Source organism: Sinomonas mesophila (genome assembly GCF_001999765.1).
GTDB classification, from domain to species: Bacteria; Actinomycetota; Actinomycetes; order Actinomycetales; family Micrococcaceae; genus Sinomonas; species Sinomonas mesophila.
The window spans coordinates 26,019-48,340 of the sequence record NZ_KV908333.1; the positions used below are offsets into that span (position 1 = coordinate 26,019).

At 71.8% G+C, this 22,322-nt stretch carries 22 protein-coding genes; 20 read left to right on the plus strand and 2 right to left on the minus strand.

What is annotated here, in order from left to right; translation table 11 throughout:
• Window positions 1-58: 58 nt before the first annotated feature.
• Both BV907_RS11135 and BV907_RS11140 read right to left on the minus strand, forming a co-directional pair.
• On the minus strand, window positions 59-292 hold the full coding sequence (locus BV907_RS11135; protein ID WP_077489806.1) for a hypothetical protein: 234 nt from the start codon (window positions 290-292) through the stop codon (window positions 59-61).
• A 56-nt stretch (window positions 293-348) separates the two neighbouring features.
• Complete coding sequence (locus tag BV907_RS11140) at window positions 349-1,377, minus strand: polysaccharide deacetylase family protein (protein WP_077489807.1); 1,029 nt, start codon at window positions 1,375-1,377, stop codon at window positions 349-351.
• 200 nt (window positions 1,378-1,577) lie between these two features.
• Between BV907_RS11140 and BV907_RS11145 the strand changes: the two genes are divergently transcribed.
• The 20 genes from BV907_RS11145 to BV907_RS11240 form a co-directional block, all read left to right on the plus strand.
• On the plus strand, window positions 1,578-2,525 hold the full coding sequence (locus BV907_RS11145; protein WP_139346729.1) for an alcohol dehydrogenase catalytic domain-containing protein: 948 nt from the start codon (window positions 1,578-1,580) through the stop codon (window positions 2,523-2,525).
• A 313-nt stretch (window positions 2,526-2,838) separates the two neighbouring features.
• Window positions 2,839-3,606: an SDR family NAD(P)-dependent oxidoreductase gene (locus BV907_RS11150; RefSeq protein WP_217697919.1), complete on the plus strand. Its 768-nt coding sequence runs from the start codon at window positions 2,839-2,841 to the stop codon at window positions 3,604-3,606.
• Between the two features lie 169 nt (window positions 3,607-3,775).
• Window positions 3,776-4,183, plus strand: coding sequence for a phosphopantetheine-binding protein (locus BV907_RS11155; protein ID WP_077489810.1), 408 nt, complete (start codon window positions 3,776-3,778; stop codon window positions 4,181-4,183).
• Complete coding sequence (locus tag BV907_RS11160; protein WP_077489811.1) at window positions 4,164-4,562, plus strand: holo-ACP synthase; 399 nt, start codon at window positions 4,164-4,166, stop codon at window positions 4,560-4,562. Before BV907_RS11155 ends, BV907_RS11160 begins: the two co-directional genes overlap by 20 nt.
• A 105-nt stretch (window positions 4,563-4,667) precedes the next feature.
• Entirely contained in the window at window positions 4,668-5,135 is a 468-nt protein-coding gene (locus tag BV907_RS11165) for a hotdog family protein (protein ID WP_077489812.1), read from the plus strand.
• Window positions 5,132-6,391, plus strand: a complete 1,260-nt coding sequence (locus tag BV907_RS11170; protein ID WP_077489813.1) for a beta-ketoacyl-[acyl-carrier-protein] synthase family protein — start codon at window positions 5,132-5,134, stop codon at window positions 6,389-6,391. Before BV907_RS11165 ends, BV907_RS11170 begins: the two co-directional genes overlap by 4 nt.
• Entirely contained in the window at window positions 6,381-6,899 is a 519-nt protein-coding gene (locus BV907_RS11175; protein WP_077489814.1) for an ApeI family dehydratase, read from the plus strand. Before BV907_RS11170 ends, BV907_RS11175 begins: the two co-directional genes overlap by 11 nt.
• Window positions 6,896-8,236: a beta-ketoacyl-[acyl-carrier-protein] synthase family protein gene (locus BV907_RS11180; RefSeq protein ID WP_077489815.1), complete on the plus strand. Its 1,341-nt coding sequence runs from the start codon at window positions 6,896-6,898 to the stop codon at window positions 8,234-8,236. Before BV907_RS11175 ends, BV907_RS11180 begins: the two co-directional genes overlap by 4 nt.
• Window positions 8,233-10,617 carry a beta-ketoacyl-[acyl-carrier-protein] synthase family protein gene (locus tag BV907_RS11185; protein WP_217697920.1) on the plus strand — a complete coding sequence of 795 codons (2,385 nt, stop codon included), beginning with the start codon at window positions 8,233-8,235 and terminating at the stop codon, window positions 10,615-10,617. Before BV907_RS11180 ends, BV907_RS11185 begins: the two co-directional genes overlap by 4 nt.
• 39 nt (window positions 10,618-10,656) lie before the next feature.
• A complete protein-coding gene (locus tag BV907_RS11190; RefSeq protein WP_077489817.1) occupies window positions 10,657-11,766 on the plus strand; it encodes a 3-oxoacyl-ACP synthase III family protein in 1,110 nt (369 codons plus the stop codon).
• Complete coding sequence (locus BV907_RS11195) at window positions 11,763-12,608, plus strand: alpha/beta fold hydrolase (protein ID WP_217697921.1); 846 nt, start codon at window positions 11,763-11,765, stop codon at window positions 12,606-12,608. Before BV907_RS11190 ends, BV907_RS11195 begins: the two co-directional genes overlap by 4 nt.
• 382 nt (window positions 12,609-12,990) lie before the next feature.
• On the plus strand, window positions 12,991-14,742 hold the full coding sequence (locus BV907_RS11200) for an acetyl-CoA carboxylase carboxyltransferase subunit alpha (RefSeq protein ID WP_077489819.1): 1,752 nt from the start codon (window positions 12,991-12,993) through the stop codon (window positions 14,740-14,742).
• The gene (locus BV907_RS19350) at window positions 14,739-15,248 is read left to right on the plus strand and encodes an acetyl-CoA carboxylase biotin carboxyl carrier protein (protein WP_077489820.1); all 510 of its coding nucleotides are present in this window, start codon (window positions 14,739-14,741) and stop codon (window positions 15,246-15,248) included. The genes BV907_RS11200 and BV907_RS19350 overlap by 4 nt, the downstream gene beginning before the upstream one ends.
• Window positions 15,245-16,606, plus strand: coding sequence for an acetyl-CoA carboxylase biotin carboxylase subunit (locus BV907_RS11210; protein WP_077489821.1), 1,362 nt, complete (start codon window positions 15,245-15,247; stop codon window positions 16,604-16,606). The genes BV907_RS19350 and BV907_RS11210 overlap by 4 nt, the downstream gene beginning before the upstream one ends.
• A gap of 179 nt (window positions 16,607-16,785) precedes the next feature.
• A complete protein-coding gene (locus BV907_RS11215; RefSeq protein WP_077489822.1) occupies window positions 16,786-17,076 on the plus strand; it encodes a MafI2 family immunity protein in 291 nt (96 codons plus the stop codon).
• A 52-nt stretch (window positions 17,077-17,128) separates the two neighbouring features.
• Window positions 17,129-17,398, plus strand: a complete 270-nt coding sequence (locus BV907_RS11220) for a hypothetical protein (protein ID WP_077489823.1) — start codon at window positions 17,129-17,131, stop codon at window positions 17,396-17,398.
• Between the two features lie 37 nt (window positions 17,399-17,435).
• Entirely contained in the window at window positions 17,436-17,939 is a 504-nt protein-coding gene (locus tag BV907_RS19775) for an SMI1/KNR4 family protein (protein WP_077489824.1), read from the plus strand.
• A gap of 64 nt (window positions 17,940-18,003) precedes the next feature.
• Window positions 18,004-18,318: a hypothetical protein gene (locus BV907_RS11230; protein ID WP_077489825.1), complete on the plus strand. Its 315-nt coding sequence runs from the start codon at window positions 18,004-18,006 to the stop codon at window positions 18,316-18,318.
• Window positions 18,319-18,389: 71 nt separating this feature from the next.
• On the plus strand, window positions 18,390-18,809 hold the full coding sequence (locus BV907_RS11235) for an Imm10 family immunity protein (RefSeq protein WP_077489826.1): 420 nt from the start codon (window positions 18,390-18,392) through the stop codon (window positions 18,807-18,809).
• 901 nt (window positions 18,810-19,710) lie between these two features.
• Window positions 19,711-22,322: DUF7948 domain-containing protein (locus BV907_RS11240; RefSeq protein ID WP_217697922.1), on the plus strand; the 2,612-nt coding region annotated here is incomplete at its 3' end.

The following is a 22,322-nucleotide window of genomic DNA, read 5'->3' on the forward strand; positions in this document are numbered from 1 at the left end:
TCGAGATGCGTACCCGAGAGTGAAGGGCGACGCGGCGGGTTGGGTCGCGCGGGAGCGGTCAGTCCTTGCGGTGCCGGCCGTGGCGGTGGACCTCGTGGCCCTCCTTCTCGTACGGGTCTCGGGTCACCTCGATCCAGTAGCTCTCCCGGCCCCGCAGACGCGTGCCGGGCCCTGGGATCTGGGCCGCGGCCAGGTTCGGCATGGCCGGATCACGCCCGGAACCGTGCGTCGCCCCGCCGGACCAGTGCAGCCGCTCCGTGGCGGGAGACCTCCACATGCGGAACAGTCGCATTGCCAACACCTCCTCGGGGATGTACTACCCATTGTCGCGCGTGTCGCACGGGAACGTCAGAGCAGAGCCTCGAGCGTCACGAAGCCGTAGCCCGCCGCCCGGAGCTGGGCGATGAGCGCGGGGAGGGCGTCGGCGTCGAGCGTCGAGCCGTCCTCAGGGTGCGAGCCAACGTGCATGAGCGCGATCAGCCCGTGCTGCGCCGCGCCCATGACCCGGGACACGACGAAGTCAGGCCCGCGTGTGCCGCCCATCGTGCCCTGCCAGCCGAGGGAGTCGACGGTCCAGCGCACCGCCGCGTACCCGTTGGCATTGACGGCGGCGATCGTGCGGGCGTCCCGGTCGCCGTACGGGAAGCGGAACAGCGGCCGCGGGTCGGCGCCGACCGCCATGATCGCTGCCTGCGCGCGGGCGAGGTCCGTGCCGATCTCGGCGTCGCTCAGTCCGGTGAACGCCGCGTGCGTCATCGAGTGGCTGGCGAGCCGGTGGCCGGCGGCCGCAATCCCGGCGACCCCGCCCGGATTGGCCAGGGCCCACTGGCCCGTCACGAAGAACGTGGCCGGGACGCCTTCGTCCCGCAGTGTCGCGAGGATCGAGGGGAGCCCGGCGCTGCTCGCGCCTGCGTCGAAGGTCAGCGCCGCGATGCGTTGGGTGGTCGGGATCCTTTCGATGTCGAGGCCGCGCAGCGCGTCCGGGAGGGCGTTCGACGGCGGCGGCACCGGCTGCGGGCTCGGCGCCTGGGAGCCAGGCTGAGGCGGAGGAGCAGGTGCGGGGACCGGGGTGTCGGCCGGGCCCGGCTCCTCCCCGGGCGCGGGCTCCCCGGGGGTTCCGTGCCCCGGCGGCGGCGCGGGGATGCCAGTGGGGTCCGCGGACTCCGTCGGGGCCGGCTCGCCAGAGGCGATGGAACCCTGCTGACCGCTGCCGGTCGCGGGCCCTGCGGACGCGGGCGCGCCCGTCGTCGGCGGCGGAGCCGCTCCCTCCAGGGCAGCCGGACGCAGCACAGCGATGGCGACCGCCGCGGCCACGAGCAGCAGCGCGGCGATTGCCGAGACAACGAGGGCGAGCCGTCGCCCGCCGAGAACCGCCATGGCGCACCCCTGGGGATTATGCCTCGACGGTACGCCTGCTGGAGTCGTGTGGCGAGTGAGGCTGGGCCGGGTGGGCTGGCTGTCCCTACCTGCTCCGAAGAGCCCGGGAACGACGGCGTCAGCCGGTGGCGGGGAACACGGACGTGGGGCGCCCCGTTGCTGGGTGTATGGGAGCAGCGAACGCCAAGCGCATGAACCACATGAATGCCGCGTACTACACGGGCTTCGGCGGCCCCGAGGTCCTCCGGTTCGGCGAGCAGCCCGTGCCGAAGGTCCCGCCCGGCTGGGTGCTCGTGCGCGTCATGGCGGCGGGCGTGAACCCCGTTGACTGGAAGCTCATGGACGGTTCCCTGGACGCCATTCTCGACACGGTCTTTCCCGCGGTCCCCGGGTGGGACGTGGCCGGCGTCATCGAGCGCGTCGGCCTAGACACCCCAGAATTCAGCCCGGGGGACGAGGTCGTCGGCTACGCCCGCAAGGAGGTCGTGCGGGGCGGGACGTTCGCCGAGTACGTCGCGCTGCCGGCGGAGTCGCTGGCTCCCCGGCCGCGCGAGGGCTCGTGGGAGGCGGCCGCAGCGCTCCCGCTGGCCGGGATGACGGCGCTGCGGGCCCTCGAGCGCGCCGGGGCCGGCGCAGGCGAGCCGCGCACCGTGCTCGTCCACGCGGCCGCCGGCGGCGTCGGCCAGTTCGCCGTCAAGGCCGCGACGGCCTTTGGCCATCGGGTGATCGGGACCGCCTCGCCGGCCAACCACGGTTTCCTCGCCGAGCTCGGGGCCGAGCCCGTCGACTACCACGGGGACTGGCCAGCGCGGGTCCGCGAGCTCGCGCCGGAGGGGGTCGACGCCGTCGTCGACTTCGTGGGCGGCGTCGTGCGGGACAGCCGCGCGCTCCTGCGCGAGGGCGGCGGGCTCGTCTCGAGCGTCGACCCGGTGGTCGTCAAGCGCGGCGGGACGCTCTCGTGGCTGCGGGCCGACGGCGCCCTCCTGGCGCGCGTCGTCGAGCTCGTGGACAGCGGCGCCGTCGCCCTCGACGAGCCCGCCGTCTACCCGCTCGCCGGCGCCGCGGCCGCGCTCGAAGCGAGCCGCGCGGGCCACGCGCGGGGGAAGCTCGCCCTCCGCGTCGCGGAGGGCGTGACCCCGGATCCCTGAGATGTGACCCCGCATCCTTGGGATGTGACCCCGCGTTGGGGATGACGCACGACGGCGGGCCGCACCACTGTGGTGCGGCCCGCCGTCGTGCGCACACCCGACCGGCTCAGCGGTCGGCTCAGCGGGTCCCTACTGCAGGCGCAGTAGGCCGAGCTTGGAATTTAGAAAATCATTGGATAAATTACCCTGAACCCCTTCCCATTCCATTCCGATGCGGGGACAGTAGTTCACGGAGAGCCCACGCGAGGCGCTTCGCCTCGGGACATGGGGAGTCCCGGCATTGGGGGGAACAATGGAACGCTTGCAAGGACGCGTGGCGCTCGTCACGGGCGGGTCCGGAGGGATCGGCCGCGCGATCTGCCTGCGGCTCGCGGCCGACGGCGCTCAGGTCGCCGTCCACTACCGGACCGGCAAGGACGCAGCGCAGGATGTCGTCGAGCAGATCGTCCGCGCGGGCGGCACGGCCACGGCCGTGGGCGGAGACGTCTCCGACGCCGCGGACGCCGCACGCATCGTCGACGAGGCCATCGGCGCGGGGGACCGCCTCGACATCCTGGTCAACAACGCGGGGGCCACGCGCAACCGGCTCATCGACGACATGGTCGAGGCCGACTGGCTCGACATCATGCGCATCAACCTCGGCGGCGTGTTCAACTGCACCCGCGCCGCGGCGTCGCGGATGCGCGGGGGAGGCTCGATCATCAACGTCTCGTCGATCATGAGCGTCAACGGCTGGCGGGGCTGCTCCGCGTACTCGATGTCCAAGGCCGCGATCAACGCGTTCACGCGCTCGTGCGCGATCGAGTACGCGCGGTTCGGCCTGCGCGTCAACGCCGTCCTGCCCGGCTTCGTGGAGACGGACCTCGTGTCCGACCTCATGGCGAAGGACGGCGGGCGGGGCATCCGCGCCCAGCTGCCCACGCGGCGCTCGGCGCCCGCAGACGAGGTCGCGGACGTCGTCGCCTACCTCGCCCAGGAGGGGCCGTCCCAGCTGACGGGCGCGCTCCTGCCGGTCGACGGCGGCGCGACCGCGACGCTGCTGCTCGGCCATCCGAACAGCTCCGCGGGCCGCACTCGCTGACACTGGCGGCCCGCTGACGACGGCGGCCCGCTGACATCGGCGGCCTGCCGCCACAACACCACACCAGACCCGTGCGCTTCTGGCGCGCGAGGGCACGCCCTGCAGGGCCGTGTCCCGATGGCCCCTGCCCACCCACACGGCGGGCGGGCACCTACGAGAAGGAGCAACCATGACCGCAGTCACCGAATCCTCCGCCCTGACGAGCGTGCAGAACATCGTCGCCGACGCCCTCGCGCTCGACTTGGACGAGGTCACCCCGGAGTCGACGCTCTTCGTCGACCTCGGCACCGAGTCGATCGACCTCCTGGACTTCCTCTTCCGCATCGAGCAGGAGCTCGGCGTGAAGATCCAGGCCGCCCAGCTGAGCGAGATCATCCAGGGCGGCATCCCCGACGAGGAGTTCGGGACGCCCGAGGGCATGGTGAGCAGCGTGGGCCTCGCCCAGTTGAAGAAGACCATGCCGCAGATCGACGAAGAGGCCCTCGCCGGGAAGCTCCCCGCCGAGGACGTCATGAACCACTTCACCGTCGGCAACCTCGCCGCGATCGTCGCCGCGCATGGCGCAGACCGCTCCTGAGCCTCGCATCGGGGTGGACCTCGTCGCCGTCGCCCGCATCGAGCGGATCGTGCACGACGGCGGGGGCCTCCTCGGCGCGGTCTTCTCGCCCGAGGAGCTGGCCGGGGGCACGGGCGCCGAGTACCTGGCCGGCCGGTTCGCCGGGAAGGAGGCCGTCGCGAAGGTCCTCGGCACGGGCTTCTCCCGCGGTGTGGGGCCCCTCGAGATCGAGGTCCTGCGCGGCCGGCTCGGGTCGCCGCGCGTCCGGCTCACGGGGGCCGCCGCGGCCTCCGCCGAGGCACAGGGCCTGGGCCCGATCGACCTCTCCATCTCACACACGGGCGGCATCGCCGTCTGCGTGGCCGTCGCCGCCGCACCAGCGGTGGCCTCAGAGGAATGACCCCGCATCGCAGGGACGTGACCCCGCATCGCTGGGACGTGACCCCGCATCCAGACCTGGGACGGGGAGTCACACCCCTGCCACCACTCACCGCAAAGGATCCCCATGAGATTCCACCTCATCGACCGGGTGACCGAGATCGACCCGGGGCGCGGGCTCCGAGCCCGCAAGCTCACGAGCCACGCCGAGCCGTACTGGCGCTCGGCCCGCATGCCCGTGCCGCTCATCGTCGAGTCCTTCTGCCAGGCCGCCGCGTGGCTCATCTATGCGGGCAGCGGCGGCCGCGAGCGCGGGCTCGTTCTGCAGTTCGGGCACATCGAGGCCCACGGCCCCGTCCTGGCCGGCGACGTCGTCGACATCGCGGTGGACGTTGTCTCCGCCACCGACACGTCGATGGTCGTCCGCGGGACCGCGAGCGTGGACGGCGTCATCGTCGTAACGCTCGAGGACATCATGTGCGCGATCACCGAGGCCGGGGGCCTCGAGGATACCCGCTCAACGTCAGACCGCCAGGCCACTGTCTTTGCGGGAACCGTCGTTGCGGATACCGCGTCTGCGGGGGCCGCGGCATGAGGGCCGTTGCCATCACCGGCATCGGCGCCGTCACGCCCCTGGGTACGACGGCGGACTCGACCTGGGCGGGGCTCGTCGCCGGCCGCTCCGGCGTGGGACAGATCGAGACCTTCGACCCGTCGTCGTTCCCCGTGCGCATCGCGGGGCACGTGCGCGGCTTCGACGCGGCCTCTGTCCCCGCGGTCTCCGGCGCGGAGTACCTCGGCCGGGCGGCCGGCTTCGGCGCGGCGGCCGCGGCGGAGGCGCTGGACCAGGCCGCCCCGTCCGCCGAGGCGCACCCCTCCGACCGCCGCGGCGTGTTCGTCGGCGGCCACGTCGGCCGGCCCGAGCCCGAGGAGCTCGCCGAGATCGCCCACTCGCTGGCGCTCACGGGCGGCCGGCCGGAGCGCCGGCGGGACCTCGCGTCCGTCCTGACCACGAGCCAGGGGGTGGACATCACCGCGATCGCTGAGATCGCCGACGCCAACGGCCCGGTGATCGGCATCAGCACCGCGTGCGCGTCCTCCGCCCACGCCCTCGGCGAGGCCGTGCGGCGCATCCGCGCCGGGGAGATCACGCTCGCCGTGGCGGGCGGGCAGGACAGCCTCACGACCTGGCTCGATGTTGCCGGGTTCTCCCTCCTGGACGCGCTCACGACGACGCACAACGACGACCCGCAGTCGGGGTCGCGCCCCTTCGAGGCCACGCGGGACGGCTTCGTTCTGGGTGAGGGCGCCGTGTTCGCCGTCCTCGAGGACGGGGAGGCGGCGCTCGCCCGCGGTGCGCGCGTCCTCGCCTGGATCGACGGCTACGCCGCGACCATGAACGCCTACCGCATCACGGACGCGCCCCCGGACGGCGGCCGCTCGATCGACGTCATGCGCCGCGCGCTCGACGACGCCGGCACGGGGCCCGAGGCGGTCGACGCCGTCTTCGCGCATGGCACCAGCACGCCCGGCAACGACATCTCGGAGACCACCGCCATCCGGGCGGTCTTCGGCGGCCACGCCGACTCCCTCGCGGTGACGGCGACGAAGTCCATGACCGGCCACCTCACCGCCGGCGCCGGCGCGCTCAACGTCCTCGCTGCCGTCTACGCATTCCGCGACCAGACCATGCCGCCCACCATCAACTACGACCAGCCCGACCCGGCGCTGACCCTCGACCACGTGCCCCACACGGCGCGCGCCCAGCGGGTCGACCGTGCCCTCGTCAACGCCTTCGCCTTCGGCGGCACGAACGCCGCGCTCGTCCTCAGGAGCCCTCATGCCCAGTAGCACTCTCACTCGGGAGGCCGCGCGCCTGTGCGCGGGTCCCGGCTTCGCGCTGCCCAGCCCCGCACCGACCCCCGCACCGGGGGACGGACTGGCGCTGGACCGCATCACCGGCCTCACCGCCGCGTCCGGCCGCGCGCTCGTGAACGTCCCGAGCACGCTGCCGCTCTTCGACACCCACTTCCAGCGCTCGCCGATCGTCCCCGGCGTGCTCTACCTCCAGCTCCTCGCGGACCTGGCCGCCCTCGTCGTCGCTCAGGGCGACCCCGATGCCGTGGAATCCTCGACGCTGCGCGAGGTCCAGCGCGCCAAGTTCCGCCGGATGGGCCGCCCTGGCGACCAGCTGACGGTCTCCGTGGAGGCGCTGGCGCCGCACCGGCCGCTGGGTGACGCGACGGACGACGGCGGCGCCGCCTTCCGCGGCTCGGTCGCCGTCCCCGAGGGGATTCTCATGGACGTGCGCCGTTTCGTCGTGGTGCCCGGCCCCTCCCCGAGGGAGGTGCTGGCATGAGCATGAGGCGCAATGCCCCCATGAGGCGCGTCGCCGTGACTGGTATCGGCATGGCCGGGGCCCTCGGCCGCGAGGTCCCGCAGGTGTGGGGCTCGCTCCTCGCGGGCGGCTCCGGCATCGGGCCGATCTCGGCCTACGATCCCTCCGCGCTGCTCACCCAGGTCGCGGGCGAGGTCCCCGAGTTCGACGTGCGCCCCGCGCTGAGCAAGCGCCGCGCCGTCAAGCTCATGAACAGGGCCTCCCAGCTCGCGATGTCCGCCCTCTCGGGCGCCCTGCGGGACGCCGCCCTGGACCCGGCGGCCCTTGATCCCTCCGGGGTCGGCGTCTACATGGCGAGCGAGAACCAGATCTCGGACGCGACCCACGTCCTCCCCGCGACGCTCAAGGCCCGCCGCCCGGGCGGCGGGATCGACCCCGAGGCCCTCGGCAAGGCGGCCATGGAGATGTACCCGCTGTTCTTCCTCGAGGGGCTTCCCGCCGCCGCGCTCTTCTTCGCCTCCGAGCAGTACGGCTTCGCTGGCCCCAACGCCTTCTACTCCGGCTCCGCGGACGCGGGGGCGTCGGCGGTCGGAAACGCCTTCCGGGCGGTCGCGCAGGGCGACTGCTCCGTCGCCGTCGCCGGCGCGTTCGACGACGCCGCCTCCTGGTGGTCGATGATCAAGATGGACGTCCTCGGCGTGCTCGCCCCCGCACAGGTGGACGACGACGAGGCGTACCGTCCGTTCTCCGCCGACGGCCGCGGGACCGTCCTGGGCGACGGCGCGTGCATGCTCGTGCTCGAGGACCTCGAGTCCGCCCGCGCGCGGGGCGCCCGCATCTACGCCGAGGTCACCGGATTCGGGGCGGGTTGGGACCGCGGCGCGCCGCTCGAGTTCTGGCGGCAGGGACCCGGCCTGGCCACCGCCATGCGGCAGGCCCTCCGGGAGGCCGGGCTCACCGGCGCCGAGGTGGGCCTCGTCCTCGCGGACGGCAGCGCCGACGCCGTCGGCGACGCGATCGAGGCGTCCGCCATCGCTGAGGTCTGCGGCGAGCCGCTCGTCACCTGCGCCCACGCCGCGCTCGGCCACCAGCTCTCCGCGGCGGGGACCCTCAACGTCGCGCTCGCCGCGCTGGCCCTCTCGACGGGGGCCCTGCCGCCGACCCTCACCACCGAGCCCCTCGCGGACTACGCCCCGCCGCGGCTCGTGCGCGGCGGCCCCGCCATGCATGAGGCGCGCGTGGCCCTCGCGCTCGCCCGCGGGCTCGAGGGGCAGTCCGTGGCGGTCGCCCTCGCGGCCGCACCGCAGGAGGCGGGGCGCCCCGCCTCCGTCCCCGACCTCGAAGGAGCCTCCTCATGAGCGCCGCTGTTGCTGTCCTGCCCGGTGGAGTGCCGGGGGCGATGCCGGCCCGACCCGCCCGCCGCGCCGTCGCCGTCGTCGCGCTCGGCGCGGTGACGGCCCACGGCACCACCGCCGAGGACCTGTGGGAGGGTGCCGGCGCGGGACGGGTCGCGATCTCCGCCGTCGAGCACCTGCCGACCGAGGGCTACACGACCCGGCTCGGCGGAGAGGTCAAGGCAGAGGTCTCCGCCTCGCCCGTGTCCGGGACGGTCGGCGGCTTCCGCGACCGGTCCTTCGACTTCATGTTCGCGGCTGCCGGCGAGGCGTCGGGGAAGGCGGCGATCGCGTTCGACGCCGTCCCGCCCGAGCGCCGCGGGCTCGTCCTGGGCACGTGCAACGCCGGGATGCTCTCCGCCCTCGAGTGGTACCGCGAGCCCTCGGCCCATCCGAGGCTGCCTCTCTACGGGCCGCCGCAGTCGATGGCCGAGTCCCTCGCCGCGCACCACGGCGTCCGCGGGCCGGTCCTGACGGTCAACACGGCGTGCGCCGCCGGGGCCAACGCGCTCGGGCTGGCGGCCGATCTCGTCGCGGACGGCCGCGCGGACCTCGTGTTCGCCGGCGGGAGCGACGGCCTGGCCGACCTCTCGTACGCGGGCTTCAACTGCCTCGGCTCGCTCTCGCCGCGCCCGGCCGCCCCCTACGCCGCGGACCGCAGCGGCCTCTCCCTCGGCGAGGGCTCGGGCATGATGGTCCTGATCGCGAGCAGCCTCGCGGCCGAGCTCGGCCTCGAGGTCCTGGCCGAGGTCCGCGGGTACGGCCTCTCCGCGGACGGCTTCCATCCGACCGCCCCGCACCCCGAGGGCCTCGGGGCGGCGCGGGCCATCCGCTCGGCCCTCGAGCAGGCCGGGGCGGCCCCGGAGGACGTGGACTACGTCAACAGCCACGGGACCGGGACGCCCAAGAACGACTCGGCCGAGTCGAGGGCCACCGTCCTCGCGATCCCCGGGGCCCGCACCGACGTTCCCGTGAGCAGCACGAAGTCCATGGTCGGGCACCTCCTCGGGGCGGCGGGGGCCGTCGAGGCCGTCGTCACCGTCCAGGCGCTCCAGCACCAGACGGTGCCGCCGACGGCGAACATGACCGCCCCCGACGAGGACTGCGCGCTCCGGCACGTTCCCAACGCGCCCGAGCAGCGGCCCCTGCGCCTCGCCGTGTCGAACAACTTCGCCTTCGGCGGCGCCAACGCGAGCCTCGTCCTGGGCCTCCCCGGCGCGCCGTCCCGGCCCGGGCCGGCGGGCGACATCCGCGTCGTCGTGACCGGGGCCGGGGCCGTCACCGCGGCGGGGCGCGGCCTGGGCGCCGTCGAGGAGGCGAGGCGCTCGCCGTCGGCCCCCCGGGGCCTCGGCGGCGTCCCCGTGCGCCGGGTCCAGGCCCCAGAGGAGCACCCCTATGTCTCCCGGCGGGACTCGCGCCGCATGGACCGGCTCAGCACGCTCTCGATCCTCGCGGCGGGGGACGCGCTCGCCGAGGCGGGCGAGTCGCTCCTGGCGGAGCCGGAGCGCGTGGGCGTCGTGTTCGGCACGGGCATCGGCCCCATGGAGGCCATGGAGTCGTTCTACCGGCCCGTGCTGGCCGACGGCGCCTCCGCGGCGAACCCCGGCGTGTACCCCAACCTCGTGTACAACGCCGCCGCCGGCGCCGTGGCGACCCACCTGCGCACCCTCGGGCCGACGTCGACCGTCACGACCGGCCACGCCGCCGGGGCGACGGCGCTCGCCTACGCCGCCGACCTCCTGCGCACGCACCGCGCGGACGCGATCGTCGCGACCGCCTGCGACGTCCTCACCGCGTCCGTCGCCCGCGCCTACGCCGGGCTCGGGGTGCCGTTCAGGGGCGGGCTCGCGCTCGGCGAGGCCGCGGCCGCCGTCGTCCTCGAGACCGCGGAGTCGGCACAGCGACGGGGCGCGGCCGCCTCCGCCGAGCTGCTCTCGCACGCGACGGCGTCCGACGCCCTGGGCCCGGGGCTCTGGGACCCCCGCGGACGCGGCGCCGAGCGCGCGATGCGCGAGGCCCTCGAGCTGGCCGGGCTCGCCCCCGGGGACGTGGCCGAGGTGTGGGCCGCCGACTGCGGCTGGGAGGAGCACGACCGCCCCCAGCGCGAGGCCGTCCAGAGGGTCCTCGGCCCGGACGCGCGGCGGGAGAGCGCGTGGACCGCGGTCGGCGAGCCGATCGGCGTCGGCGGGCTCCTGCGGGCCGCGCTCGCGGCGCGCCGGCTCGGCGCCCGCGCCTCGGGAGGCGCCGGCACCCCGGCCAGCACCAGGACCTCGGGGGGCGCCGTCGTCGTGAGCGCGAGCTCGTGGGGCGGAACCCACGTGTGCCTCGTCCTCGCCCCGCTCTGAACGCCGCTCTCCGGCACAACTCCGCACGGAAGGACCGCCATGCCCATCGTCAACCTCATCTCCACCGGATCCCACCGCCCCGGCGAGCCGATCCCGAACCGCACCATCGAGGAGCTCGCGGGCCACCTCCCCGCCGAGGTGCTCGAGGGGCTCCAGGTCACCGAGCGCCACTGGATCATCGACCCCGTCACGGGCGAGCACCGCACGAGCAACTCCCGCATGGCCGCGGACGCGGCCCTGCACGCCCTCGGCCGCGCGGGTCTGGAGCCCGCCGACGTAGACCTCGTCGTCGTCTCCACCGCGAGCCCCGAGTTCCACCTGCCGGCGGTCTCGAGCCTCGTGCTCGAGCTCCTCGGCATCCCCGAGGCCACCGCCCTCGACGTCCGCTCGGGCTGCGCGGGGTTCGTCCAGGCCATGGACATCGCGCGCCTCCAGCTCGAGGCGGGGGCGGCCCGCCGCGCCCTCGTGATCGGCTCCGAGGTCATCTCCCCGATCGTGCACCCCATCTACCGGGGCAAGGAGCCGGGGAAGGTGCGTATGCGGGACCGCATCCTCGCCTACACCTTCGGGGACGGGGCGGGCGCGGTGCTGCTCGAGGCTTCGGACGGCGCGGACGACGGCGCGCTGCCCGCCGGGGCCGGCATCTCCGGCTCCGTCCTGCGCACCGTCGGCGGGCTCCGCAAGCCCGGCATGAAGATCTCGGGCGGCGCCACGCACGCGCCGCTGCACGAGCAGCAGGCCGCGCGCCGGCTCGTGGACCTGTACGTCGACGTCGTCGAGTCCGGCCGGTTCATCCCGCACATGCTCACCCGCTCGATCCAGGAGCTGCTCGCGGCCACCTCGACCGCCGCGGCCGACGTCGACCTGATCGTCATCCCCGAGGGCAACGCGGGCTATGTCACCGGCGAGCTCGAGGCCGCGGGCCTGCTGACCGAGGACTGGATGGCCCTGCGGGACAAGGTCTACGAGAACATCGGCAGCGTGGGCGCGACCGGCTCCGCGGCGGTACCGCTCGCCCTCGACGAGGCCGCCTCGACGGGCCTGCTGTCCGAGGGCGACACGCTCATGCTCCTCGCGATCGAGACGAGCAAGTGGACGTACGCGGGCATGGGCCTGCGCTGGCACGGGGGAGCGGCATGGGCGGCGTGAGGGATACGACCGGCACGGCCGGCATGACCAGCACGGCCGGTATGACTCGGCTGAACAGCACAGTCCTCGAGCAGCGCTCCCTCGAGCTCGACGGCCGCCGCCTCGCCTACGCCGTCCGGCCCGGCGGCCCGCGGACCCTCTGCTTCGTGCACGGGCTCGGCGCGCGCTGGCAGACGTTCCGCAGGCTCATGGCGCACATCGGGCCCGAATGGACCGTCCTCGCCTTCGACCAGCGCGGGCACGGGCAGTCGTCCTGGACCACCGGCCGCTACGCGCTCGCGGACTTCGCGGGCGACCTCGTGGAGTTCGTCCGCGCCGTCACCAGCGGGCCGCTGGTCCTGTACGGGCACTCCCTCGGCGGCTGGGTCAGCGCCCTCGCCGCCCCGCGGCTCGCCGACGTCCTGCTCGGGGTGGGCGTCGAGGACTCCGCCCTCTACGAGCCGGCCGCGGAGCTGCAGGCGGAGATGGAGGCCTTCGCCCGGCCCGGCGCCGTCATGCGCTCCCTGAACCCGTCCCTCCGCCTCGCGGATCCCGGCCTCGAGGCCCGGTGGACCGAACGCCGCGCCCACGCGGAGCAGGACCCGCGCGAGATGCTCGCCGCGCTCCCGTGCCCCCTCCTGCTCGTCCGCGGGGACACGGCGGCCGGCGGTCTCCTGAGCGCCGAGTCCGCCCACCGGGCACTCCGCGCGACGGCAGTCCCCGCCACCGAGGTGTTCGTCGCGGGAAGCCCCCACGCCGTCCACGCGAAGGAGCCGGGGACCGTGGCGCGCGCCATCGCGGACTTCGCCACCCATCTCTCCACTACGGGAGTAGAACGCGACGTCAGGCGGTGGCCGGGATGAGCGTGACGTTGCACGCCCGTCTCGGGTACGGATCTCGTCGCCGAATGCGGATTCCGGGTACAGCAACGCGCGCCGTCCGTGTACCCGAAACCCGATTTCCGCATCCAGATCCGTACCCGAGACGCCTCCCGTCCGGCGAGACGGAGTCTCCTGCGAGACCGGTGCCAACAGGGCCGGTTTCGCGGTCCAGGAACGTGAGACCGGCGCTTCCTCGCGAGGCCGGTCCCGACAGCACCGGTATCGCGGCCAAGAACCGGTCTCGCCGACAAGGGTCGGCTGCGGAAGCACGTCGTCGCGGACGACCGCTCCCAGACAGGTTCCCGATCCCCACGGCGCGGCATCGCCCCTGAATTGCCAACCCCCTTGCAGAAAGGCCAGTCCAATGAACCCGTCCGACACCCACGCCACCTGGCACCGCTGCCCCGGGTGCCAGCAGCTCCACTACCTGCCGCGCGTGCGCCGCAGCCTCGGCGTCTGCCCGGGCTGCGGCCGGCACCACCGGCTGGGCTCGCGCGAGCGGCTCGACCTCCTCGCGGACCCCGGCAGCTTCGTCCCCGCCGAGGACCTCCCGGAGGTCCGCTCCGTGGACGTCCTCGGCTTCACCGACACCCGCCCCTACCCCGAACGGCTCGACGGGGCGCGGCGCAGGACCGGGCTCACGGACGCCGCCGTGTACGGCACGGCGAGGATCGAGGGCCAGCCCGCCGTCGTCGTCGTCATGGACTTCGCCTTCATGGGCGGCTCGATGGGCAGCGCCGTCGGCGAGCTCGTGACCCGGGCGGCCGAGAGTGCGCTCGAGAGCCGCCTGCCGCTGCTCGTCGTGTGCGCCTCGGGCGGGGCGCGCATGCAGGAGGGGCCGCTGTCCCTCATGCAGATGGCCAAGACCGGGCAGGCCTTCGGCCGACTGCGCGAGGCAGGCATCCTGAGCGTGTGCCTCCTGACCGACCCGACCTACGGCGGGGTGACGGCCTCGTTCGCGATGCTCGGCGACCTCGTCGTCGCGGAACCCGGCGCGATGATTGGCTTCGCGGGGCCGGGGGTCATCCGGCAGACCATCGGGGAGGAGCTTCCGGAGGGGTTCCAGACCGCTGAGTTCCTCCTCGAGCACGGGATGCTCGACGCGGTGCTGCCGCGGTCCGAGGCGCGCGGCTTCCTCGGGCGGGTCTTCGGCGCATGGCACCAGACGCACGGGTGGGACCGTGCAGTCGGTACGGCCGGCGCCCTCGGTGCGGTTGCCGCCGTCGTGCGCGACCCCTCGCGCCTGCCCCGGCAGGACGCGGCGGCCACGGTCCGGCTCGCCCGCACCTCGGGCCGGCCCACGACCCTCGACTACCTGGCCCTCGCCTTCGACTCGTTCACGGAGTTCCACGGCGACCGGCTCGGCCACGACAGCAAGGCCATCGTCGGCGGCCTCGCACTCCTCGAGGGCGTGCCTGTGATCGTGGTCGGCCACCAGAAGGGCCGGAGCACGAGGGAGTCCGTCCTGCGGAACTTCGGCATGCCCGAGCCGGACGGGTACCGGAAGGCGCTGCGCCTCATGAAGCTCGCCGTGACGTTCGGCGTTCCCGTCGTGACGCTAATCGACACGCCCGGGGCGTACCCGGGGATCGACGCCGAGAAGCACGGCCAGGCCGTCGCGATCGCGGAGTCCATCCTCGAGGCGTCCCGGCTGCCCGTGCCCGTCGTCGCCTGCGTGACCGGCGAGGGCGGAAGCGGCGGGGCGCTCGCGCTCGCGGTCGCGGACCGCGTGCTCACGCTCGAGAACAGCTACTACTCGGTCATCAGCCCCGAGGGCTGTGCGACGATCCTCTTCAACGACGCCGGCCAGGCCCATCGGGCCGCCGAGGCGCTGCGGCTCACGCCCGCGGATCTCCTCGACCTCGGCGTCGTGGACGCCGTGGTCCGCGAGCCCGACGGCGGGGCCCACCTCGACGCCGCCGCGACGGCCGAGCGGCTCCGTGCCGCGCTCGTCGAGCACCTCACGGAGCTCGTGCCCCTCGGCGCCGGGGAACTCGTCGAGCGGCGCCAGGGCCGCTTCCGGGCCTTCGGGGCCTTCGAGCCCTTCGAGGCGTTCGGTGATCAGGCCGCCGTCGTACCACTCAACCACCACACGATGGGAGCGCAGAGCGCATGACCACGAGCGACACCGACGCGACACCGGCCGCCGACATCGCGGCTGCCGCGATCCTCCTGCGCGAGGCCCTCGCCATCGCGGACTCCTCCGGGCGCACGCCGGCCCGCATCGCCCTTGCTGTGGGCGGGGCGTCGGTCGAGGTCGACTGGAGCCAGACCCCGGCGGCGGCCGCGCCGCAGCCCCTCGCCCTGACGGGCGCGCCGTCCGCCGTCGTCCCGGCCGCCGGGGCGGACGACGGCGGGGCGATGCCCGGCATCGCCGTCGAGTCGCCGCTCGTGGGCACGTTCTACCGGGCGCCCTCGCCCGAGGCGGACCCCTTCGTGTCCGTGGGGGACGTCGTCGAGGAGGGCCAGACCATCGCGATCGTCGAGGCCATGAAGCTCATGAACACGATCACGGCCCCCGAGCGCGGGCGCATCTCCGCGATCCTGCCCGAGGACGGGGACCGGGTCGAGTTCGGCCAGCCGCTCGTGAGGCTCGTGCCGCTCGGGACGGACGCGGCATGAGACGCGTACTCATCGCCAACCGCGGCGAGATCGCCCTGCGCATCATCCGTGCCTGCCGGGACCTCGGCCTCGAGACGGTCGTGGTGCACTCGACGCAGGACCGGGACACGAGGCCGGTGCGGATGGCGGACGCCGCCGTGTGCATCGGCCCGCCTGAGCCGGCCCGCAGCTACCTCTACACGCCCGCCGTCGTCGAGGCCGCCCTGGCCTCCAGGGCGGATGCCATGCACCCCGGGTACGGCTTCCTGTCCGAGGACGCCGACCTCGCCGCGGTGTGCCGCGAGAACGGTCTCACGTTCGTGGGCCCCTCCGCCGAGGCCATGGCCCGGGTCGCGGACAAGGCCGAGACGCGGGCCCTCATGACCGAGGCCGGCCTGCCCCTCCTGCCGGGGACGACGGCGGCCGTCCAGTCCGAGGCCGAGGCCTTCGCCGTGGCCGAGGAGATCGGCTTCCCGCTGATCCTCAAGGCCACCGCTGGCGGCGGCGGGCGGGGCATGACGGTCGTGCGGGGCAGGGAGCACCTCGCCAAAGCGTTCCGCGAGACCCGCACCCAAGCGAAGCTCGCCTTCAACGACGGCTCGCTCTACATCGAGCGGTACCTCGAGGGCGCGCGCCACATCGAGGTCCAGATCCTGTGCGACGCCCACGGCAACGGCGTCCACCTCGGGGAGCGCGACTGCTCCGTGCAGCGGCGCCACCAGAAGGTCCTCGAGGAGGCGCCCTCGCCCGCGCTCACCCCGGCGATGAGGGACGACGTCGGCGCCCTCGCCGTGCGCGGCGCGCTCGCCGTCGGCTACCAGGGGGCTGGCACCATGGAGTTCCTGCTGGACGCCGAGGGCAGGTTCTGGTTCATGGAGATGAACGCCCGGATCCAGGTCGAGCACCCCGTGACCGAGATGGTCACCGGGATCGACCTCGTGGCCGCGCAGCTGCGGGTCGCGGCGGGGGAGCGGCTCTGGTTCGGGCAGGAGGACGTCAAGGTCACCGGCCACGCCATCGAATGCCGCATCAACGCCGAGGAGCCGCGCAGCGGCTTCGCCCCGCGGACGGGCACCGTCACGGACCTGGCCCTGCCGGCCGGGCCCTGGATCAGGGTCGACTCGCATCTCGAGGCCGGCACGCACGTGTCGCCGCACTACGACGCGCTGCTGGCAAAGGTCGTCGCGTGGGGCGCGGACCGGGAGGAGTCCGCCCGGCGCATGCGGCGCGCGCTCGCGGAGCTCAGGGTCGAGGGCAGGGGGCTGGCGACGACGCGCGACCTCCACGAGGCCGTCCTCGGCGATGCCGAGTTCCTCGACGGGGGAGTGACGCTGGACTACCTGGGCCGCCGCCTCGACGACCTGGTGGCGACCGACTGACGCGGGGTGCGCCCCAGTTCTCAACCCCGCATCGCAACACGCTGTCATGGCTCCGCCATGACAGCGTGTTGCGATGCGGGGTTGCAACATAAGGTGCAGTTGTCATGCCGTGCGGACGGCAGCGCAGATCGTTTCGGGAAGGCCCCAAATTGCCCGGCACTCTTGACTTTCGCCTCCAAGTGCTGCTCTCCTTCCAGCGAGCACTCTGGGATATGGTGACGCCGCCCCTGCGGGGCGTCGCGATTCGGCTTACCGAGCCGTTGATAGAGGCCAGATTCATCTATGAACACCAGCCCACGGAGGACGAAATTCAGATTGTCGCTGAGGTCGAGACGTATGTCATCGCTGACTTCACGCCCCCGACGATCGCCAGCTTCAAGGCGGTTGGCGCATCGCTGCTGGCTCCTCGGGAGCTCATGACAGGGGAGGAGTGGGTTTATCTCCGCCATGAAGCCGGTATCGAGGCGTGACGACCATCAGGTCAATGTAGGCATGCCTGTCAGGAATTGAGTGCTACTAGCCATGAAGAGAGAACTCGTACTGCCGCCGGACTTTGATGACTATGGCTGGGAGGTGGAATACAAGGGCGTGTTCTGGGGCGGCGCCGTGCGGGTCGACGACCGCCTGATCAATGTCATCTTCTACGCCCCCGTTCGTTTGCAGCAGGATATTGCTGCGGACCCTTCCGCTGGGCGCCTCTTCACGGAGAAGCATTTGCTTGTTGTCGCGAGAGTTACCCTTGAGAACATGCGGTGGGTGGTTGAGAACGCGCCAGACGGATTCTTCGAATGATCGCGACCCGGCCAGCTGGCATCTCACTGAGGTAGATATGGCTAACGAATTCTTTGAAGATGACGAGTACTATACTGGCCCGCCGCTAACCCCTGACCTGGTTGACCGAGCTGAGCGTTCCCTCGGATTGCATCTTCCTCACGCGTATCTTGACCTCCTCCAACAGCGGAACGGAGGCGTTCCCCGCAAACGCTGCTATCCGACCCAGTTTCCGACTTCCTGGGCCCCCACTCACTTCGAGGTTTCAGCCGTGCTTGGACTCGGCGGTAGGTTGGGCGTCGACGCTGAAGAAGGACAGGGGAGTGCTGATCTGATCCGTGAATGGGGCTATCCAGATCTCGGAGTAGTCGTCTGCGACACCCCATCCAGAGGTCATGACACAGTGATGCTCGACTATACGGAATGCGGCAAGGATGGAGAACCTCGCGTCGTCTATGTCGACGAGGACCGGGTCCCTCGGGTCATCGCCTCGTCCTTTTCGGACTTTCTCCAGACTCTTGTTACTTGCCCTGAAGTCGGACGATATGGCAGCACTGAGTAATGCCGCCAACTGGGACGCGGTGGGCGGGAACCATCACGATGCAGATGGAATTCCGAGGTGATGAATGGCCATTCTGCTCACAATTCACGTACAGAATCAGTTGCACGAAACGGTGAGAACCTTTGTGGAGCCGCCAGGGGAGCCCTTCCTGAAGTTCTGTCGCGCCGCGACTACTCTCGGGGTGCGATACGTCGACTTCATTTGGCCGTACGCGGACGCGATGTTGAACTTTTTCCAACTGGCGGCCTGGATGGAGGACTTTCCACGGGTTCTGGACTCCGATGTGCTCTCGCCTGAGGAGAGCGCGAGCTCCCGGAGGGTGCTTGAGGCGGCCAAGGAGGCTCACGCTATAGATGGCTACTTGTTCATCGAAGGCTGACATATGGACGACATTGGACGGAACTCATCAGGGAACGCACTGAATCTATCAGTGGCCCGGAGGGATGTGGCGTGCTGGAGAGTGATCACAACCCCGATACTGTCGCTCGCGTCGCACAACACGCGATCGAGGTAGGCTTGGGCTACGAGGCGGTCGTGCTCGCCGATCGAACCGCTATGCCTGCCTGGCACTTGGAATTCCAAAGGCCGCTCGACCCGGACGACCAGGATCGTCAGCTTGGCCTTGATACCTATTGCGTGGTGCTGCCCACTGGGGCTACCGGCTACGGTTGCCTGGCTTCGGCGAGTGTTTCAGAGCAACGCCTTCGCTTGACCTTTCACGCCGATCAATTGACTGAGCTCGGGCTCACCGACCCAACGCTTGAGATCAAGCTCGCGCTCGAAGCAGCATCCCTCGAAGAGTTCGTGAATGGATTGCGGCAGGTGCTCGGTCAGCCACGCGGGCCGGCTCTAGGAGGCCTCCTGACGTGAGACGGAAATGGCGCAACAAGCATGCGTGTTCTTTGCTCTCGGGGAAGCATGGTTCCGAGGCTGCTCCTCACATACCGCAAAGACTATTCAGGAGTGTGGGTGACATGACCAATTCAACGGGACAACTGACAAGGGTTGACCCGAGCTTTCCGTCCTCCTCAAACGAGTTCGAGCCGTGGGAACTGTCCGGACCTGACGGATTGCTTAGTGTCTCGTTGCCTGGGGCGAGATCTCCATCTGGGAATCTTGAAGACCGATCCGGACATCCCTGAATCGGGTGGCCTGCTCCACGGCCGCGACCTCCACGAGGCCGTCCTCGGCGATGCCGAGTTCCTCGACGGGGAGTGACCCTGACTACCTGGGCCGGCGCCTCGACGACCTGACCGTGGCCAACGGACGCGGGGTGAGCGGGCGGGGAAGGCCGGGCATGGCCGCCTACGCGTAGTTCTCCATGCCCGCGACATCCTGAAACAGGTACCCACTACTCGTGTGCGCTCAGGGCCGTCTCGGGTTCTATGGTGGCACGCCGTGCCATTGGATCTCCCGTGGGGGCCGCGGGCGGCGGCGTGTTCACGTTGGCGGTCGCCGCCCGGGCGCTGGACGCCGGGTCGGGACGCTCGGACGAGAGGGTAGGGCCATGACAGTGCTGACCGGATACTCGCCTGTGGGAGTGACCGACTGGGGCGGAGGCCCCGGCAACCGGCCAAGCCGACATCGGGTGAGGTCCACCATGGTCCTGATCGTCCTGGCCATGGTCGCCGTCGTGTCGGTCGTGCTGGCGCAGGCGACCTTGAGAGCCGCTGGAGGCCCCGCGCCTGCGGCGGCCGGGCCGGTGCCTGCCGCTCAGGCGGCCCTGGGCCTTCCCCAGGCTGGGGTTCCGGGATCGGCCGGCCTCTCACCGGTGAGCACGGACAGTGCCCTCGAGGCCTACGGGAAGCTGCCGCTGTCCTTCGTGGCGAATGCCGGCCAGACCGATGAGGGCGTGCGCTACTACGCGCAGGGAGCCGGCTTCGGCTTCTTCTTCACCGAGGACAAGGCCGTCCTGTCCTTGTCCAAGGGCGACCGCGGCCACGCGCTTGAACTTGGGTTCCTCGGCTCCAGCCCGGACGCGACCCTCGAGGTGAGCGAGCCCGCTCCCGGGACGGTGAACTACCTGGCGGCGGGCGAGAACCACACCAACCTGCCCACCTACAAGCAGGTCGTCTACCGGGGGCTGTGGCCGGGCATCGACATGATCTTCGCCGGCCGGGACGGAACGCTCAAGTACGAGTTCCACGTGGCGCCCGGAGCCGATCCCTCCGACATCCGCCTCTCCTACGCTGGCGCCGACGGGCTCGCGCTCGGCCAAGGGGGCGAGCTGTTGATCTCCACGCCGCTGGGGACTCTGAGCGACTCCACGCCCCGCAGCTACCAACCGATCGGCGGGCGAGAGGTCGCCGTCCAAAGCCGCTTCGCGCTCGAGCAGGGCACACAGACGGAAGCCTACGGTTTCGCCCTCGCCGGCTTCGACACCCACCACCCGCTCGTGATCGACCCCGCCCTCGACTACTCGACCTTCCTGGGCGGAGCCATGGACGACCGAGGCTTCAGTATCGCCGTCGACTCCGCGGGAAACGCCTACGTGACCGGCACGACCACTTCTACGGACTTCCCGACCACCACAGGTGCGTTCGACACGGCCGCCAACGGCGGTGCTGACGCGTTCGTGACGAAGCTCGACGCCACGGGGACATCCCTCGTCTACTCGACCTACTTGGGCGGAACGTCCACTGAGAATGGCACCGGGATCGCCGTCAACTCCGCGGGGAACGCCTATGTGAGCGGCTTTACAAATTCGGTGAACTTCCCAACCACCCTCGGGGCATTCGACACGAGCCTTGGCGGCTCCAGTGACGCCTTCGTCACGAAGCTGAACGTCGCTGGCACGGCCCTGGTTTATTCGACCTATCTCGGGGGATCGGGTCCCGACAACCCCACGATCTGTTCGGCGGGCCCGACGGGCTGTAATGGCATCGCCGTCGACGCGCTCGGGAACGCGTACGTGACTGGCCAGACCCTCTTCGGCTTCCCCACCACTCCCGGGGCGTTCGCCACCAGCCCCATCGGGGGCTTTGACGCGTTCGTCGCAAAGCTCAACCCCGCTGGCGCGGGCGCCAGCGATCTCGTCTACTCCACCTATCTGGGCGGGAGTGCAGGCGACTCGACGAGTGCGATCGCCCTGGACGCGGCCGGCAACGCCTACGTGACCGGCCAAACCACCTCCTCGAACTTCCCCACCAGCCTCGGGGCATTCGACGCGACCTTTGCCGGCCCCGACGATGCCTTCGTCACGAAGCTCATCCCCGCCGGCACCGGCGCCAGCGACCTCGCCTACTCCACCTATCTGGGCGGAACCGGAGGCGCGGTGTTCGGTCCGCTCGAGGCAGGTTTCGCGATCGCCGTCGACGCGACGGGGAGCGCGTACGTGACCGGAGCGACCAACTCCCTCGACTTCCCCACCACCACGGGGGCGTTCGACACGGGCTTCGGCGGCTTCGAGGACGCCTTCGTCACCAAGGTCAACCTCACGGGCACGGGGCTCACCTACTCCACTTACCTGGGCGGGACTTCCGCCGACCGCGGCTCGGGTATCGCCGTCGATACGGCGGGGAGCAGCGCCGTCGTGACCGGCCGTACCTCCTCGACGGGCTTCCCCACCACCACGGGGGCGTTCGACACGACGTACAACGGCGCCGATGACGCCTTCGTCACGAAGTTCAACCTCACGGGCTCGGCAGTCGACTACTCCTCTTTCGTCGGCGGGGCTTCGAACGATCAGGCTCACGGGATCGCCCTGGATGCAACCGGCGACGCCTACGTGACCGGCGAGACCCTCTCTTTGGGCTTCCCCACGGCTGGGGCGTTCGACACGACCTTCAATAGCGGTGCCGATGCCTTCGTCACGAAACTGTCGCCAGTCGCCGCCGCCAACCAACCGCCGACGGCGGTGGACGACGCGTACTCGACGGCGGAGGACACGGCCCTGGTCGAGCCGGCCCCGGGCGTGCTGGGCAACGACACCGACCCGGACGGGGACCCGCTGACCGCGGTCCTGGTGGCCGGGCCGGGCAACGGCACGCTGACGCTGAACGCGGACGGGTCGTTCTCCTACACCCCGAACGCGAACTTCAACGGCACGGACACCTTCACCTACAAGGCCAACGACGGCACCGCTGACTCGAACACGGCCACCGTCACGATCACGGTGACCGCGGCCAACGACGCGCCGACGGCGGTCGACGACGCGTACTCCACGGCGGAGGACACGGCCCTGGTCGAGCCGGCCCCGGGCGTGCTGGGCAACGACACCGACCCGGACGGGGACCCGCTGACCGCGGTCCTGGTGGCCGGGCCGGGCAACGGCACCCTGACGCTCAACGCGGACGGGTCGTTCTCCTACACCCCGAACGCGAACTTCAACGGCACCGACACCTTCACCTACAAGGCCAACGACGGCACCGCTGACTCCAACAC